Source organism: Desulfovibrio sp. SGI.169 (assembly GCF_050313595.1).
Lineage (GTDB): Bacteria > Desulfobacterota > Desulfovibrionia > Desulfovibrionales > Desulfovibrionaceae > Desulfovibrio.
In genome coordinates this window covers 34,273-50,577 of record NZ_JBNPLS010000008.1, presented here as the reverse complement: position 1 = coordinate 50,577, position 16,305 = coordinate 34,273, and the positions used below count along the sequence as shown (strand labels likewise).

Genomic DNA, 16,305 nt, shown 5'->3' with positions numbered 1-16,305 from the left:
TAACCGAAGCGGTCTTGTACTGCAATTTCGCTCTGAAAACCAGCCATCGCCGGCCCGACCGCCCTATTCCACCACCTCATACCGCTGCAAGCCTCTGGGCGCCCACCACTTGTCGAAATTGTACATGATGCCGGCCAGAGCCGGGCGGATGCCCCTGAAGCGGCGCTGCACCACGGGCAGGGCATATGGAACGAACAAAAAGCAGTAGGGCTGGTCTTCGGCCAGAATTTCCTGAACCCTGGCGTACAGACGCGCGCGCGCGGCCTGATCCGGAGTGGCGCGCGCCTCTTCCAGCAGGCGATCCAAATCGGGATTTTTGTAGTGGGTGAAGTTCAGACCGCCGTCATGGGCCTGGGAGGAGTGCCAGACCTGAAAGATATCCGGGTCCTGGGCGATGGTCCACCCCAGAATCACGGCGTCAAAACGGCCCTTGTTGACAAATTCGCGAATAAAGGCCGCCCACTCCACCGTGCGGATGCGCACATCAATGCCCACAGCCCAAAGCTGGGACTGAATTGCCGTGGCCGTGAGAATGCGCTGCTCGTTGCCCTGATTGGTCAGGATGGTAAAGGCCAGGGGCTTGCCGCCCTTGTCCAGCACGCCGTCGCCGTCCGTATCGCCGAAGCCGGCTTCGGCCAGCAGGGCGCGGGCCGCCGCCACATCCCGCGCCACGGGCTTGAGCGTGGGATGATAGGCCCAGGAACCGGGCTTGAACGGCCCGAAAGCCGGCACGCCCTGCCCCAGCAGCACGCCCTTGACGATCTCGTCCCGGTCGATGGCCGCTGAGATGGCGCGGCGCACCCGGATATCCCTAAAAAAGGGATGCTCCAGATTAAAGCCCAGAAACACATAAACCGAAGCCAGATAGCGGTATTTGTGAAAGCCCTCCTGCCAGAGCGGGCCGGAGGTCTGCCGCAGATATTGCAGCGGGCTCAGATCCATGACGTCCAGACGCCCGGCGCGGGTTTCCATGAACATGGTGGCGCTGTCAGGAATAATTCTGTAAACCACTTCGCTGATGTGGGGTTTGCCGTCGAAATAGGTGGGCGAAGCCGCAAGCGTGATGCGGCTGCCGGGCTCCCACGACTTCAGCCGATAGGGGCCCGCGCCCACGGGCTTGCGGGCAAAAGGCGTCTCGCGGATATTCTGCCCCTCCAGGATATGCCTGGGCAGGATGGGGCTCATCCAGGAGGACACGGCCCTGGCGAAAAACTGCTCGTAGCGCGCCTCGAAGCTATAGCGATCCAGCACGCGCAGCTCCTTGATCCGCAAAAAATCCTCGGCATACGGGCTGCCCGTGGCCGGGTCGATGACCAGCCTGTAGGTAAAGGCCACATCCTCAGCCGTGAGCTCCCGCCCGTCTTCCCAGAGAATGCCCTTGCGCAGGGTGAAACGCATCAGCCGCCCGCCATCCTCCATGCTCCAGGATTCGGCGGCCCACGGTTCCGGCTGCAACTCCTTGTTATAGCGCAGCGGGGCCACATAGAGCATGTCGGCCACTTCATGCGAAGCCGAGTCCGAGGTCAGGTAGGGAATCAGATTGGAGGCTTCTCCGATGCTGCCGAAAAGAATGCGGTCGCCATAGCTCTTCCCGGTCGGGCCTTCATTTTCGGCGGCGCGGGGCGTCTCCCCCGCCGGCGGACAGGCCGGCGCCAGCCAGAGAAAAAACAGGGCGGCGGAAAACAGGAATATTTTTTTCATAATTTGCGCGCTTGCGGTTGCTTTCATCCTGTAACCTGTGCTAGTTGTCACAAACACCAAAACAGCGCTCTGCGTCCGGCGACTCCGGGGTCGTCCGGCGCGGATTATTTTGAGGGATGCATGAGCCGATCAGAACAAAGCGTCGTCCGTGAAATGTGCCAGGCCTTTTTGCACGACAGCGTGCCGGAATATATCCGCGACGCCGCCTACTATATCCTGTCCGAAGGCGGGGTGCAAAAAATAAATATTCAGGAAGGCGAAACCTGGGACGTGCAGGGCGTGATTCAGGGGGAAGACCTCCAGGTCTACACGCCGAGCCTGAGTTTCACCATTACAGACCGCAGCACGCGCCACCAGTGCAACTGCTCGGACGCCTTTTCCGGCATCTGCCGGCATGTGGCGGCCCTGGCCCTGCGCCTTATTGAAGAACTGCGCAAAGAGCAGGGCGACGCGGAGGAAATATCCTCGCCGGCCACGGACTGGAAGCAGAGCTTCCGAAACTTTTTCTCAACGGACATGGAGCCCGAACCGGGCCGCCACTACCTGATCTTCCGCTTCGCGCCGGAACAGGGGCGGCTGCTGGTTTCCTTCTTCCGGGGCAGGCAGAACAAGTCCGGCCTGTCCAGCGTGCACAACGAAGTGACGCTGGAGCAGATCATCCAGAACCCGGAATGGACCGAATTTTCGCCCCAGCTGCCGCATGTGGCCCGCCAGATAGGCCAGCATCTTGATTATTACGGCCACCGGGTGGAGATTCCCGACGGGCTGATTTCATGGTTTTTCTGGGCCGTGCGCAAGGAATATTATCTGCTCTGGATGGATACTGACAAACCCTGCCGCATCGAAAGCACGCCCTTCGCCCTCAAGCTCAAACCCAATCTGGACGACGCGGGCTTCAGTTTCGAGGTGCTGCTGAAACGCGAGGGCCGCCCGCCCCTGCCCATCCGCGCGGGCAATCCCTCAGCCCAGGGCGACCACGCCAATCTGGAGGAGGAGCCCATCACCTTCCACGGCCAGATGCCGCTCTGGGTCTGCTACCAACACAATTTCTACCCGGTGCAGACGGGTCTTTATCCCTCCCTGGTGCGCAATCTCATCTATGAGCGCCCGGTGGTGCCGCACGAGGAAATTTCGGAATTTCTGGACCGCGTGTGGACGCGCCTGCCCGCCTCGGAACTCTATGAGCCGCAGGAGTTTCTCAAGCTCATGGAGCCGGTGTTCCAGCCCGCCACCTACAATCCCAAGCTTTTTCTGGATGAGGAAGGCAGCCTGCTGACTCTGGAGATCGACAACATCTACGAAACCAGGCACGGCGAATTTACGCTCAACGGGCCTAACCCCGACTTTCAGACCGGCAGCTACTCCTATGAGGGCCAGACCTATCTGGTGCGCCGGCATCAGGATGAAGAAGCCCAGCTCATGAACGAGCTCGCCGGCATGGACTTTCAGGCCCGCTCCAGCAAGCTCTGGTTTCTGGAGCCGGAAGAGGCCATCGCCTTTCTGCTCGACTCTTATCCCAGGCTGGTGGAAAGCTACCGGGTATACGGCGAACGCGCCCTCTCCCGCTACAAGATGCGCACGGCCCAACCCACCATTACGGCCCAGGTGAGCAGCAACGAAAAAGAGAAATGGTTTTCCCTGGACATCAGCGTGGATTACGAGGGCCAGTCCCTGCCTCTGGAAAAAATCTGGAAGGCCTGGGCGCGCGGCAAGCGCTATGTGCAGCTTAAAGACGGTTCCTATACCAGCCTGCCCGAAGCCTGGCTGGAAAAACTCTCGCACAAGCTCACGGCCCTGGGACTGGACCCCGGCAAGCCCCCGCAGCAGAAGTTCAAGCAATTTGAAGCCCCGGTGCTGGACAGCCTGCTGGAAGACCTGCCCGGCGCGGCCACGGATTCTTTCTGGAACAATCTGCGCGAAAAAATCCGCTCTTTCCGCGAGGTGCGGCCCATCACGCCGCCCAAGGGCCTGAACGCCAGCCTGCGCGCCTACCAGACGCAGGGCCTTTCCTACCTGAATTTTCTCTCGGAATACGGCTTCGGCGGCATTCTGGCCGATGAGATGGGCCTGGGCAAAACCGTGCAGACCCTGGCCTTCATCCAGCATATGGTTGAAAATCGTTGCGAGGGCCCCAACCTCATTGTTGTGCCCACGTCAGTGCTGCCCAACTGGGAACGCGAGGCGCAAAAATTTGTGCCCGGCCTCAAGCAGCTGATCATCTACGGCACGCGGCGCGAGGGCATGTTCAAGCACATTGCGGGGTCGGATCTGATCATCACCACCTACGCCCTCTTGCGCCGCGACCTGGAGGAGATGGAAAAATACGAGTTCAACACTGTGATTCTGGACGAAGCCCAGAACATCAAGAACCCCAACACCATCACGGCCCGCTCCGTGCGCCGGATCAGCGCCCGCATGCGCCTCTGCCTCTCCGGCACGCCCATTGAAAACAATCTGTTTGAGCTCTGGTCACTGTTTGAATTTCTGATGCCCGGCTTTCTGGGGTCGCAGCACGCCTTCCAGCGCGGCGTCGTCAAGCCCATCAAGGACGGCGACGCCGAAACCCTGGAGTATCTGCGCACCCGCGTGCGGCCGTTCATCCTGCGCCGCACCAAGGCGGAGGTGGCCAGGGATCTGCCGCCCAAGGTGGAAAGCGTCACCTGCTGCGCCCTGGAGGAAGCCCAGGCCGAGCTGTATGCCGCCCTGGCCCGCAAGCTGCGCGCCCAGGTGCTGGCCGACGTGGATCAGAAAGGTCTGGCCAAAAGCCAGATGTCCATCCTCGACGCCCTGCTCAAGCTGCGTCAGATATGCTGTCACCCGCGCCTGCTCAAGATGGATTTGCCCGGTTTTTCCAACAACCTGCCTTCCGGCAAGTTCGACGCCTTCAAGGATATGGTCATGGAAATCGTGGAGGGCGGGCACAAGGTGCTGGTTTTCTCCCAGTTTGTGCAGATGCTTCAGATCATCAAGCAATGGCTGGAGTTTTCGCAGGTGCCCTTCTGCTATCTGGACGGGGCCAGCAAAGACCGCTTCGATCAGGTGGACCGCTTCAACAACAGCCCGGACATTCCCATCTTCCTGATTTCGCTCAAGGCGGGCGGCACCGGCCTGAACCTGACCTCGGCCGACTATGTGATCCACTACGACCCCTGGTGGAACCCGGCTGTGGAGAGCCAGGCCACAGACCGCACCCACCGCATCGGCCAGACCCGCCAGGTATTCTCCTACAAGCTGATCTGCCAGAACACGGTGGAGGAAAAAATTCTCAAGCTTCAGGAGGCCAAGCGCGGCGTGGCCGAAGCCATCATTCCCGGTCAGGAAACCTGGAAATCCCTGACCAGAGAAGACCTGGAGATGCTCTTCGACGTGTAAGAAAGCCCCGCGGCGGCATGCCGGAGGTCTCAGGCCAGCAGCGCGCGCGCCTCAGCCACGCGGGCTTCTTCTTCACGCTCAAGCGCGCGCAGGGCGCGGGCCAGCGTCTGCCATGCCTCTGGCCGGTCGTGCAGCCCCACGCTTTTGCGGGCCAGCAGTTCGGCCATAGCCGGGTCTTCATTGCCGTCCAGATAAATTTTGGCCAGCAGCAGCATGGCAGCCGCGTCGTTGGGGTTGCGCAGCAGGGCCTCATGCAGCAGTTCCCGCGCCTCGCCGCCCCGCCGCTGGCGCGCGGCCACGCGGGCCAGATGCCGCCGGGCCAGACTGGGCGCGTCGGGTCTGGCGTCTTCAATGGCCGCGGCCTGTTCGTAGAAACGCCGCGCCTCGCCGCGGCGGCCAGCCTGCTCGCAAAGCTGGCCCAGACGGATATGCGCAAAGAGATGATCCGGCGCTGTCTTGACGCACTGGCGGTAATAGCGGGCCGCGGCCCGTCGTTCGCCCAGGTTCTGGCAGACCGTGCCCAGATTGTAGCATATCTGCGCGGCCCGCGCCTCATCCGGCCTATGCCTGAGGGCCTCCAGAAAATGACGGCGCGCCTCGTGCTGGCGGCCCAGGGCCGCCATGCACACGCCCAGGGAATTCCAGGCCATGACATTGGTTTTGTCAGCCAGAAGGGCCAGTTTGTACTCTTCCACCGCGCCGAAGACGTCGCCCAGGCTGTAGCGCCGGTCAGCGCTGATGTTCAGAGCCAGCGAATTGCAGACGCCCGCCTTGGGTTCGGGCAGCAGCAGCGCGTACTCCAATGCCTTGAGCGCGCAGTCCTGCATTTCCGCCTTGCGGAATTGAAGAAAGGGATATCCGGCCAGCCCGGCGGCGGCCTCCAGACCGTATTTCCCCAGACCGGCGCAAAGCCGCGCATATGCGGGCAGCAGCTCCTCGGCGGCGCGACCGGGGTGAAAAAACATCAGGCTGTTGCTGCCATAGCGTCCGCCAAAGGCCGCCACGTCTCCGCTTTCCGGCGGCGCGGCCTGGAGCGTAACAGGGGCGGACAGCGCGCGCCAGAGCTCCAGAACCTTGCGCATGCCCTGTTCCGGTTCGCGCGCGACGCCCCAGACGCCCTCGCCGCTTTGAACCAGACGCACAATGGCCAGCGTGAAACGCGCGCATTGTTCCCGCTCACGGCTGAAGCGATTCAAAAAGTCGCCGTGCCCGTACAGAGCGCCATCCCCCCCGCGCTTGCCGCCTTCTTCCGGCGCGGCGGGGGCCGGAATGCGCGCCGAAGCTTTTGGGGGCGCGTCAGGCCCTTCCGCTTGCGGCGCGACGCCCGCTTCCTCCCGGTTATCCGATCCGACCCCGGCGAAAGCGCCCGCCGCGTCTTCCAGGGCGCTTTCCATATCCGGCGGGCTCAGGGCGGGCAGACTGTCCAGCAGGGCCAGGCTGTCGCCCGGCTCTGGAAGCCGAAGCGCGTCCTCCAGATGCAAAATTTCGGCCACGGCATCCAGTTCGCGCACCTGCAGGAGCACGACCTCACCCCTGGACGCCCCGTCCGCGCCCCTGACCGCGAAACGCAGCCCCTCGCGGGCCTTGGTCTGGCGGCCCAGGCTGACCCGCAGGCGGCCCAGAGGCAGATTTTCCAGCACAACGCCGCCATCCTGAAGAATGCGGGCAAAGGGCATGATGCGGCTTTCGCCGCCGACGCCCGCCCCGCTCCGCCCCTGCGCCGCCACATCGGCGGCCAGACGGGCGCGGGCCATGAGCAGGCGCGCCTGCTCAAACATGGGCAGCACCAGTTCCGGCCCCTGCATATCCTGGGGATAAAGCGCGTGGCCGGCGCAGAGCAAGGGGCGCATGGGCTGTCTCGTCAGAGGGCCGGGCAGGTTCACGGCTTCCATGCGGTTCAGGGCCGCGCGGGCCAGCTTGCGGCAGGCCCCGCGCCCGCTGGCGGACAGCAGCAGAGCCAGCTCATGGCGCCCCACACGGGCGGCCAGCACGTCTGACGGCAGGGCGGAACGGCAGGCATCGGCCACACGGCGCAAAAACGCCTCGCCAAAGGCAAAGCCTGCCTGCCGGGCCAGTTCCTCACCATTGCGCAGACGCAGCACCACAAGCCCCATGCACAAACGGTGCAGCGGCGCCGGCCTGTCGTCTGGCCGGGCGGGATCGTCCAGATGGGCGCGCACCCGCGCGGCCTCATCCTCCATATGCGCAAACAAGACGTCTTCCGTGGCCAGGCCGGTGACCGCGTCCGTGCGCGCGGCCCTGACGCGGGCCAGATTTTCCAGGCAGAGCGCGACCACGGCCGGCAGCACGGACAGCAGGGGGCGGATTTCGCGCGCGCGCACGCCGTGCAGCATAAGCACACCCAGCGTTTTTTCCCGCCAGACCAGCGGCAGCAAAAGACGCCGCTCACGCGGCAAAAGCTGCGGCGCGTCCGGCGCATCATGCGTGGGAAAATACAGGGCATGCCCGCTGAACGAAAAAAAAGCGGCCAGACCGCCGCACAGCAGGCTTTCCATCTCCATCAGATCGCCGCGCGCGAGAGCCAGATTTTGCTGCATCTGCTTCATCTATACAGTGTAGGTGCGGGAGGGTCGCTTGTCCAGTGTCTGCTTTTGCAGGCAGACACCGCAAAACCCGCAAGGGTTTTGCGGCGGCGTAGCCGGGTTCATTCGCGAAAAACCACGTTTTTCCGCCAACGATCCCGCAAAAATTCCGCGCGGAATTTTTGCAATTAGACACTGGAAGGCATTTCACAATTCGCATGAAACGACTTCCAGCGCCGGGGGGAGTCCGGCGCGGCGCGAAAAGCCCGTTTCCGACCATCGCGGCATTGCGCAAAACGCCGCTTTCCAAACAGCCGCACGGCAGCGGGGCTGACGTCAATGCCCGGTAATGCCGTATTTTTTCAGCTTGTACTGAAGCAGGCTTTTGGAAATGCCCAGATACTCCGCCGCCTTGACCTGCACCAGATCGGCGCGCACCAGCGCCCGGCGAATCAGGGCGGCCTCAATCTTTTCCAGCGTGTCGGCCAGGTCCAGTTGCACGGGCAGCAGATCCACAGCGCTTTTGAACTGGGATTCCTCGTCGCGGATTTCCGCCGGAAGATTGTCCACCTCAATGATTGAGCCCGGCACCAGCACCAGGCAGCTTTCCACCACGTTTTCCAACTGGCGGATGTTGCCCGGCCATTCGTAACCGGTGAGATAATTGAGGGCTTCGGTGCTGAAGGTCTTGGACGGCATGTTGTTGTCCGCGATGACCTTTTCCACAAAATGAGCCACCAGCAGGGGGATGTCCTCCCGCCGTTCCCGCAGGGGCGGCAGGGGAATCTGAACCACGTTCAGGCGGTAATAGAGGTCATCGCGAAAGACGCCCTTTTCCACCAGAGCGGCCAGGTCTTTGTTGGTGGCCGCCACCACACGGATGTCCACCTCAATTTCTTCGCCCCCGCCCACGCGCTCGAAGCGGCGTTCCTGCAGCACGCGCAGCAGCTTCACCTGAAGATCCGGCGTCAGCTCGGCAATTTCATCCAGAAAAAGCGTGCCGCCGTCAGCCTGCTCAAAACGGCCGCGCCGCATGGCCACCGCGCCAGTGAAAGAGCCTTTTTCATGGCCGAACAATTCGCTTTCCAGTACGCCGGGGTTCAGGGCCATGCAGTTCACGGAAACAAAGGGCTTGTCCTTGCGGGGGCTGGCGTAGTGGATGGCGCGGGCCACCAGCTCTTTGCCGGTGCCCGATTCTCCGGTGATCAGCACGGTGGAGCGGCTGGGCGCGGCGCGCTCCACCATGACCAGCACATCGCGTATGGCCCGGCTGCGGCCCACGATTTTGTGCACGCCGTAGCGCTCTTCCATGACCTCCTGCAACAGCCGGTACTGACGGTGGGCGCGGGCAAGCTCTGCGGCGTTATGGATGGAGAGCAGCAACTCGTCATTGGAAAAGGGCTTGGTGATATAATCGAAAGCCCCGTATTTCATCACCTCCACCGCGCTTTCGATGGAGCCAAAGGCCGTCATGATCAGCACGGGAATATGCGGCCAGGTCTTCTTGACCCGTTGCAGCACCTCGCGGCCGGTGACCTTGGGCATCTTCATGTCCGTCACCACCACATCCACTTCGCTTTCATTCAGAAAAGCCAGGGCTGTTTCCGGATCGCTGATGGCCGTGACCGTATAGCCCTCGTCCTCCAGCAGGGTCTGAAGAACCAGAAGATAGTTTTTTTCGTCGTCCAGAACCAGAATATGCGATTTCTCACTCATCTTGAACCTCGGGCGCTTCCGGGTCGGCGGCGGGCAGGAGCACCCGCGCCAGCGCCCCGCCTTCGGGGCCGTTTTCAAGTTCGATCTGACCGCCGTGACTGGCGATGATCGATTGGACGATGGGCAGGCCAAGGCCCGTGCCCCCCTCCTTGGTGGTGAAGAAGGGGTCCAGCAGATTGGGCAGGACTGCGCTGTCGAAACCCGGCCCGGAATCCAGAAATTCCAGGCGCACGCGGCCCGAGCCCTTGCCCTGCCCCGGCTCCAGCCAGCCGCGAATCCGCATAATGCCCGGCCCGTCCATAGCCTGCTGACCGTTAACCAGAATATTGTAAAAGGCCCGGTACAGCAAATCCTTGTCCCCGCGTACGAACAGGCCGGACGCGGTCTCGCGCTCCACGGCCACAGCATGGCGGCGCAGTTCGCCTTCCAGAAAAGCCAGCACCTGATCCAGCACCAGATTCACGTCCGTCAGACTCTGGCGGGGCTGGCGCGGACGGGCGTAGTCCAGAAAATCGTTGACCGTCTGGGAAAGACGCACCGACTCGTCATAAATGGCGCCCAGAATGCGCGAAGTGCCCGCGTCGGCCTTGTCCGTACGGCGCTGGAGCAGTTCCGCGCTGGAACGGATGATGCCCAGGGGGTTGCGTATCTCATGGGCGATGCTGGCCACCACCCGCCCCATGCCGGCAAGCCTTTCATTGTTGTGCAGCTCGTTTTCCAGCAGCCGGTTTTTGTGCATGCGCTCGGCCAGAATGCGCTCGGCGCGGTGGATGAGCATCAGCAGCAGGCCGAACAGGATCACCGAAGACAAAAGGCACATGACCACAATGATGCCCTGAAAGGTCAGCACCTGTTCATAGTCGCCGGTAATGTCCTGAGTAAGCTCCAGCGCGCCCATGACCGGGGCCTGCTCGCCGGGGCGCAGGGTTTCGCCGCGCAGGGGGTAAAGCACGCGCAGCACAAAGGCCCCCTCGCGCAACGGCATCCGAAAAGGGGCCTGCCAGGCCGGCATGCTGGAAATGATCTCAGATTTGGGCACCGCGCCGTGCAGCACGTCGTCCAGATTGGGCGGCGAGAGGCCCGCCCGGCCCAGGTCTTCCTTTCTGGTGGAATAGGCCACCAGACGCGAAAAGTCATAGATGCGCAGTCGCTCCACGGGCAGCCCGTGAATCACGGACTGCACCACCTGATCCAGTCGTTCGTACTGGGCGGGCTGGCGCAGGGCGATGCGCCCGTTGGCCAGAATGGTGGGCAGGGCAAAGCGCCGGAAAATCTGGCTGTTGAGATTTTCCACCAGCAGCCGCGCAAAATCTTCCTGACGGGTCAGCAGCGTTTCGCGCGCTGAATTGGAAATAAAAAAGGACAGTCCAAGGCTGGTCAGCAGAATGACCCCCAGCGACAGCCAGGACAGCGTGCGGGCATAGCTCAGGGGCAGGGCGCTTTCCACGGGCGCTTCCTGCCGGCGGCAGTCGCTGTTTTCCGGCTCCGCCGGCTTTGGCTGGCTCATACACGCCTCTCTGGAAAGATTAGCCATACAATGCTCAAAGCTGAAGGGCGTTGCGGGCCTCGGACGACATGCCGAAAGCCCTGACATATCCGCAGGGCCGCGAAAACGAAAAACGGCGTCACACAAGCGTTTTGACGAGGCGCACGCGGCGGCCTTTTTCCGCCCGTCTGTGACGTTCGGCATAGCCCAGTCGCGCATACCAGGCCAGATTTTCCTTCATGACCTCAACGGTTCAGATACACGGCACAGACCGCCTGGGCGACGCCTTCAACGGCGGCGGGGTCGCCCTCCCGGCTGGACGGATGCAAAAGCCTTCCGGCGTGGGCGCCCGCCCCCGCGGTCTCCGGAAGCTCATGCCTTTTTCAAAGGCAATGCGCTCTAAAAACCCTGCCTGCATTGCGGCGCAGCCAGATATGCGGCCAAATCCGCCTCTTCCTGCGGATGACCTGCCGCGCCCAGACGGGTGTTGGCCAGGCGCTTGCCCAGCTCCACAGCCGGTTGGTCCAGAGGGTTGATGCCCATGAGCCAGCCGGTGAACACTGTGGTCGCCTCCAGCAGCATCATCAGTGAGCCGGCGGCGCGAGGCCCGGTATCGCCCATCTCTATATGCACCAGAGGCACGCCGCTCTTGCACAGGGCCATGCGTGTGCCAAGCGCCTCGGCCTCCAGCAGGCTGCCGAACGGCTTGCCGCGCAGCCAGGACCATTGTTCGGGCAGATCCATGCCAAACGAGCGGCCCTGGGGCTGGGCGCGGCTGGTCAGAAAAAGGCAGCCCTTGTCCCTGCGGCCGTCCAGAAACATCTGGTTGATGGAGTGCTGATCCGTCACCCCGGTGGCCGGCGTCGGCATGCTGCCCTGGCCTTCCTTGCCCAGACTTTCCGCCCAGAGCTGCGCAAACCATGAGCCATAGGCGGCCCATTGCGGAATGTAGCAGAAAAAAATCAACTGACTGTAGCCATGATCCTCCAGGGCCTTGGCCCAGCAGGCCAGCGCGAAGGATGGATGCCGCCCGATGCTGTCGGGATGTTCCGCCAGGGGGCGGGCCACATCGGCCGCGCCGTCCAGCAGAGCCCGCCAGTCGATGCCCAGAAAAGCGGCGGGCAGCAGCCCCACGGCGGACAGGGCGGAATAGCGGCCACCCAGATAATCCGGCACTTCCAGGGCCGTGAGGCCGTGCCGCGCGGCTTCCTCGCGCAAATAGCCCTTGCGCTCGTCGGTCACCACAATCATCCGTTCCCGCCAGCTTTCCTCCAGTGAGGTCTTGAGCCAGTCGCGCACAAGAAAGTACTGGGCCAGGGTTTCAATGGTGCCGCCGGATTTGCTGATGCAGACCACAACTGTTTCAGCGGCGTCAAGCTTGCCGAGCAGGGCTTCGAACTGTTCGGCGCAGACATTGTCCGCAATCCAGAGCCAGGGCCCTTGGTGAGCCGGACCGTCCTGCCCCGGCGCAAAGGCCCGCTGCATGGCGCGCGCGCCCAGGGCCGAACCGCCAATGCCCAGCACCAGCATGTGCCTGAAGGCCCTGAGACGCGGAACCAGCGGCTCCAGCGCCGCTTCCAGCCTGGCGCGATAGGGCATGGTCAGAAAAGGCAATTCGCCGGCGGCCGCCTCACGAGACAGGCGTTGCGCCAGCTCCGCGCTCCGGGCCGCGCAGGCCGCGGCCGCCGCCTCTGGCAGACGGCCTGTATACGCTCTGGACCATTCAAGATTATGGGACATGACGCACCTCCCGCGTAACGGATTGGCCTGAAGACATACAGAAAACAAGGTCAGAAAAGCCGCAGGGCCTTGGGCGCGAAAAAACGGCGGCGCACGGCCCTGTAGGTTCGCGGACGCACGCCGAAACGGCAGCGCCAGAGCGGACAGCTCTCACGCGCCTGACAGGCCCGCACTTCGCGCCGGTTGCCCGCGCAGTTCATGCATTGTCGCCGCACGGCGCGCAAGGCCGCCCGCACGGCGTCCTCCTCCGGGGTCGGGGGCGTTTCGCCGGGCAAGGCCGCCAGCCGCCAGCCCCATAAGGGACACCGCGCGTCAGGGCAGGAACGCACCGATCGGGAGGACGCCCCCTGGCATTCCAGACAAAATTGCCGGATAAGCGCTATGGCGCCGCTTCTGCCCATGCTTATTCAGCCGCCGCCCCGCAGCATTTCTTGTATTTCCTGCCGCTGCCGCACGGGCAGGGATCATTGCGTCCCACCTTGGGTTCGGGCCGCCGGTACGCCGCCGGGCGCAGGGCCACGCCGTCCACATAATAGATTTTATCGTCCTTGCGCCGGAAAAAACTTTTCTCGCCCAACTGCCGGGGGATGCCATCCAATTCATAGAACGCGCGAAATTCAACAATATCGTAATGTTCGCCATTTTCACCCACGGGCGCGTCATTCGCGCATTGGCCCATTTCCAGGCGAAGCCAGCGCACGTCCCTCCCCTGCTCCGCCAGTTTTTCAGCGGAAATTTCCGCGCGGAAATCGGGGTGTGTGCTCTCCACCAGCCAGTCATAACGCCCCAGCGCATACGCCGCATAGCGCGAACGCATCAGCGCTTCGGCGCTATGCGGCCAGGCCTTGCCGTCAAGATAGGGGCCGCAACAGTCCGCAAGGGGCAGGCCGCTGCCGCAAGGACAGAGTTGGGACATGAAACAAGCCGCCTTTGTTTGAAGCGGCCCGGAATGGGCCTTGTTCTTCCGTCACAGCATAGCCTATGGCCCCACAGGCGGCAAGAGCAGGACGGGCGCGGCCCGTCAGTCGCGTCCGCCCGCCTGGGGCCGGGAAACGACGTCGGGGCGCAGGCAAACCAGACAACCGGGAAGCACGGACGCGTTGTCCAGCATGACCAGTTCCAGCACGCCCTTGTGGGCTTTTTCCGCGCGAGCGTCGCCCAGGGGCTGCCCGGCGTCGTCCAGAACCGGGCGAACATCGCCGGGGCGGGGCGCGCCGGGCGCGGAAGCCAGACACCAGATGCGGCGGGGCGCGCCGCCCGCGCTGACGCGGAAAACCTCGGCGCAGCCCAGCGCCGCCAGCAGGCGAAAGCAGCGCCGGCCCAGCAGATAGGTGCCCAGGCCACAGAGAATGCCCAGGCAGCCGAACAGGGCGGCCGTGATGAAGGCGTTCCAGCCCGTGACGCGACGAATCCAGGAAGGCGAAGCCGCCCGCCGGGATGCCTCGTCGGGCCAGAGCGCCACCACATATTTCTGCGCGCTCTGTGCGGCGGCCCCCTTGAAGACGACGCGCAACGCGTAACGGCCCGGCCCGGCGTCCGGCTCGGCCCGCACTTCGCCGCGCCACATGCCGTTGCCGAACCAGTAGCCGGCGAAAAAACCTTCCAGGCTGAAATAAAGAGGAGCGTTTTCAGGCGTAAAACGCGCCTCTATGTCGCTGCTGAGAGGATTTTTGAAAGGACAGGGGCCGGAAATGGTTTCAGAAGCGCCGGGCAGCATTTCCAGATGATCCGAACCCAGACGCATCAGCGCCTGCACGCCGTCGAGCAGCCCCAGCAGGGCCGTCGCCAGCAGCACGGCGCTGCACCCGCCCCAGAAGCGCTGAAGGCGGCGATGCCGCCGCAGGGCTTGCCAAAGTTCCGTTACAGAAGACATGGTTTACTATAAACGCGGCCTGTCGGCAGGACAAGCAAAATAAACGGCAAAGCCGCCAACAAACCGAGAGCGCGCCAGGCGTCAACCCCGGCGTGCCCCTGAGTTCTGGCTGTATGAAAAGTCATGGGACTGTCCTCTGGCGTATGGCCACGAGATTGAAGCCCAGAAAAAATGCGCCTGCCATGCATGGCGTCAGGAAATGACAGCGTATTTTTAGCATATCTTGTCGTAATTCCAGGCCATTCTTTCAAGGCGGCAAGGCGCGCCGGGGCGCATAATCCCCAGGGCGGCATTTATAGCCTCCCGCCCCTCCCGGAAGAACCGGAAAAAGCGGTTCTGGTTTTTCCCACACTCTGTCAGCGATGTCATGCCTGCCGTGCGCGGCTTGCGACATGCTTTCCCCCTCATGGTTGACGACAAGGACACTATGCCGCGCCACCGGTTTTCAGAAAGTCTCGCGGCTATGGGCTGCCGCCCTCAAGCCGCCTGGCGTCAGGCGTTTTTTCTCTCGCTTCTTTTCCCCTCCCTTGGTTGCCCGGGCGGCAATTGCCAAGGCCGTTCCGTCGAGATATAGTTTATCCATATAATACGGGCCAGCCTGCGGCGCTCTTTCGGGCCGTCAGGGCAGGTTCGCAACCCGCAGCAGGATGCCGCATCATGCTCACCCTTATCCTGGCCGTCGGCATAGCCGTTCTGGTTTCGTTTTCCTGTTCGCTCACCGAGGCGGCTCTGTACGCCGTTCCCTGGTCCGCCATTGAACGCCTGCGCCGCATGGGTCGCCCTGCGGGCGAGTTGCTCTACAAAATGCGCACCGAGGTGGACAAACCCATTGCCGCCATTCTGACCCTGAACACCGTGGCCAATACCGCCGGCTCCACCATCGCGGGAGCGGCCTTTCTGGCGGCTTTTGGCTCGGAGCACATGGCGCTTTTCGCTCTGGGCTTCACCATTCTGATTCTGGCGTTTGGCGAAATCGTGCCCAAAACCCTGGGGGTGGCCTACGCCACGCCGCTGGCCGGAGCCCTGGCGCGGCCCCTGAACGTAATGGTCAGACTGCTGTCGCCGGTACTCTGGCTCACGGGCCTGCTCACCCGCCTGCTCTCCCCGCCATCCAGCGCGCCGCAGATTTCCGAGGATGACATCTGCGCCGTGACCAGCCTTTCGCGTCAGGCCGGACGGATCAAGCCCTATGAGGAGAACTTCATTCGCAACGTCCTGGCTCTGGATCAAAAGCGCGTGCATGAAGTGATGACCCCGCGTACCGTGGTCTTCTCCCTGCCTGAGGATATGACAGTGGAAGAAGCCTACAAGGATCCGCGCATCTGGCACTTCAGCCGCATTCCCGTCTACGGCGAGGACAACGAGGACCTGGTGGGTCTGGTGGAGCGCCGCACCCTGGGCCGCTGCGTCAGGGATGGCAAGCAGTCTGTCCGCCTGTCCGGGATCATGCGCCCCCTTCACTTCGTGCAGGAAAGCCAGAGGCTGGATCTGCTGCTGCGCGAGCTGCTCAAGGCTCGCGTGCACCTTTTTGCCGTGCTGGATGAATACGGCGGTCTGGCCGGCGTGGTCTCCCTGGAGGATGTGCTGGAGGAAATTCTGGGCAGCGAAATCATGGACGAAAGCGACAATGTGGCGGATTTGCGCGCCCTGGCGCGGGAACGACGCCGGGCACTGACGCGCAAGAGCGTCGCGGACAGGCCCGCGCCCTAGGGCCTTTTGCGCATGAAACGCTCTGCGGAGCCGGGCGGGGCGAAATTCCGCCGCCACATCGGAGCCGCCGCACTGCACTTGCGGCGTCAGCCCCGATGGAGGCGTGAAGACCGCGGGTCAGAACTTGGGGTTCTGGCCGGCGAATATTTTCAATGCAAAACGCT

Annotated in this window: 10 protein-coding genes; 2 read left to right on the top strand and 8 right to left on the bottom strand. The window is 63.0% G+C overall.

Going from position 1 to position 16,305, the window contains the following annotated elements:
• Window positions 1–63: 63 nt before the first annotated feature.
• On the bottom strand, window positions 64–1,701 hold the full coding sequence (locus tag ACQRA4_RS05965; protein ID WP_427822179.1) for a peptide-binding protein: 1,638 nt from the start codon (window positions 1,699–1,701) through the stop codon (window positions 64–66).
• 120 nt (window positions 1,702–1,821) lie between these two features.
• Here ACQRA4_RS05965 and ACQRA4_RS05960 point away from each other — a divergent pair, with 120 nt between their 5' ends.
• Entirely contained in the window at window positions 1,822–5,073 is a 3,252-nt protein-coding gene (locus ACQRA4_RS05960; RefSeq protein WP_427822178.1) for an SNF2-related protein, read from the top strand.
• Window positions 5,074–5,102: 29 nt separating this feature from the next.
• Here ACQRA4_RS05960 and ACQRA4_RS05955 read toward each other — a convergent pair whose 3' ends face one another.
• The 7 genes from ACQRA4_RS05955 to ACQRA4_RS05925 all read right to left on the bottom strand — a co-directional run bounded on the left by ACQRA4_RS05955 (window position 5,103) and on the right by ACQRA4_RS05925 (window position 14,431).
• Entirely contained in the window at window positions 5,103–7,631 is a 2,529-nt protein-coding gene (locus ACQRA4_RS05955; RefSeq protein WP_427822177.1) for a diguanylate cyclase domain-containing protein, read from the bottom strand.
• A gap of 321 nt (window positions 7,632–7,952) precedes the next feature.
• Entirely contained in the window at window positions 7,953–9,332 is a 1,380-nt protein-coding gene (locus ACQRA4_RS05950) for a sigma-54-dependent transcriptional regulator (RefSeq protein WP_427822176.1), read from the bottom strand.
• Complete coding sequence (locus tag ACQRA4_RS05945) at window positions 9,325–10,839, bottom strand: sensor histidine kinase (RefSeq protein ID WP_427822175.1); 1,515 nt, start codon at window positions 10,837–10,839, stop codon at window positions 9,325–9,327. The genes ACQRA4_RS05950 and ACQRA4_RS05945 overlap by 8 nt, the downstream gene beginning before the upstream one ends.
• 378 nt (window positions 10,840–11,217) lie before the next feature.
• Complete coding sequence (locus tag ACQRA4_RS05940; protein WP_427822174.1) at window positions 11,218–12,558, bottom strand: glucose-6-phosphate isomerase; 1,341 nt, start codon at window positions 12,556–12,558, stop codon at window positions 11,218–11,220.
• 50 nt (window positions 12,559–12,608) lie between these two features.
• Entirely contained in the window at window positions 12,609–12,959 is a 351-nt protein-coding gene (locus tag ACQRA4_RS05935; RefSeq protein WP_427822173.1) for a hypothetical protein, read from the bottom strand.
• A 2-nt stretch (window positions 12,960–12,961) separates the two neighbouring features.
• Complete coding sequence (locus tag ACQRA4_RS05930) at window positions 12,962–13,474, bottom strand: YchJ family protein (protein ID WP_427822172.1); 513 nt, start codon at window positions 13,472–13,474, stop codon at window positions 12,962–12,964.
• A 105-nt stretch (window positions 13,475–13,579) separates the two neighbouring features.
• Window positions 13,580–14,431, bottom strand: a complete 852-nt coding sequence (locus tag ACQRA4_RS05925) for a hypothetical protein (RefSeq protein ID WP_427822171.1) — start codon at window positions 14,429–14,431, stop codon at window positions 13,580–13,582.
• A 657-nt stretch (window positions 14,432–15,088) separates the two neighbouring features.
• Here ACQRA4_RS05925 and ACQRA4_RS05920 point away from each other — a divergent pair.
• The gene (locus ACQRA4_RS05920; protein WP_427822170.1) at window positions 15,089–16,141 is read left to right on the top strand and encodes a CNNM domain-containing protein; all 1,053 of its coding nucleotides are present in this window, start codon (window positions 15,089–15,091) and stop codon (window positions 16,139–16,141) included.
• The last annotated feature ends 164 nt before the right edge of the window (window positions 16,142–16,305 follow it).